This window comes from Alcanivorax sp. HI0083, from assembly GCF_001635175.1.
This window is the reverse complement of the sequence record NZ_LWFX01001699.1, coordinates 1-1,286: the sequence shown is the minus strand read 5'-3', so window position 1 is coordinate 1,286 and position 1,286 is coordinate 1. Positions and strand designations below refer to the sequence as shown.

General features: G+C 58.6%; 1 protein-coding gene. It reads right to left on the bottom strand.

Translation table 11 applies throughout. The features are described 5' to 3' along the window. Positions 1-857: haloalkane dehalogenase (locus A3754_RS24870; protein WP_063521634.1), on the bottom strand; the 857-nt coding region annotated here is incomplete at its 3' end. Between the last annotated feature and the right edge of the window lie 429 nt (positions 858-1,286).

Below are 1,286 nucleotides of genomic sequence, written 5' to 3'. Positions count from 1 at the left end.
TGGGCAAACTGCACCGGGGAATCCTCTTGCAGGAAATGCCCGCCCACCAATGTTTGATGCGGCTGCCCCTGGGCGCCGGGAACGCGCTCCTGCATGTATTTGTCCCCGCCACGGGTAATCGGGTCGCCGTTGCTGAAGGTGGTCAGGAAGGGTTTTTGCCATTGCTCCAGAATTTTCCAGGCCGCCCGGTTGGCGTCGCTGGCCGGATCGTGCGGGCTTACTGGCACCAGTTTGGGAAAGGCTCTGGCGCCGGCCTTGAATTTTTTATTGGGGAACGGCGCGTCGTAAGCCCGGCGTTCATCTGGCCCTAATGTCTTGAAAGTGCCGCTGCCGATAATCCGGGCGATGGGAAAAACCGGGCTGTAGATGGCGAAATTCTTCCACAGATGAAAGGCCTTCGGCACCGATTGATCACCGGTGGGCAACATGCCGTTGCCCACCACAATGGCGCGAAAGCGTGATTCGTTTTCTGCGGCCAGGCGCAGTCCGATCAGTGATCCCCAATCCTGGCAGACCAGGGTGATCTCGGTGAGATCCAGCTGGTCGAGCAGCGATTTCACCCAGTCCATGTGGTTCTGGTAACTGTAGGCATTGATGTCGGTGGGCTTGTCGGATTTGCCGAAGCCGATCAGATCCGGGGCGATCACGCGATGGCCGGCGGCGGCGCAGATGGGAATCATGTGTCGGTACAGGTAGGACCAGGACGGCTCCCCGTGCAGCATCAGCACCGGTTTGCCGTCGGTCGGCCCCTCATCCACGTAATGCATGCGTAATCCGCCCACATCCACGTAGTTCGGTTCGAAGGGGTAGTCGAGCAGGCGTTCAAAGCGGGAATCCGGGGTGCGCAGGTAATCCATGGCCGATCCTTGTCAGTACGGGTATCGAGGTATGGGTAAGGAATACCAGTAGATGCCGGGATCGGCCATGTCGTTACAGGACAGTCGGCGTTTTGTTTAGGGAACCTTTGTAACCCCCTGGTCGCCCTGATTTTCTGTGGGAAGTGATGCTTGCATCACGAATAACGGCGTTGTGTGACAGAGTCTTTCGCGATGCAAGCATCGTTTCCCACCGTCGAGCTGGCGTTTTTCAGAGTTTCCCTGGCGTACGGCCCTACTCATCCCAAAGATTGGTAAGGGTGTAATCGCTGCCCGGCTGTGCCCAGAAACCGCCGTCCACGTAGCGGCGATGCTTGTCCAGTGCGCCGATGGCGTCCATGTCTGCGTCACTGAGTGACAGCTCGGCGGCGGCCAGGTTTTGTTTCAGGCGTTCCGGGTTCACCGATTTGG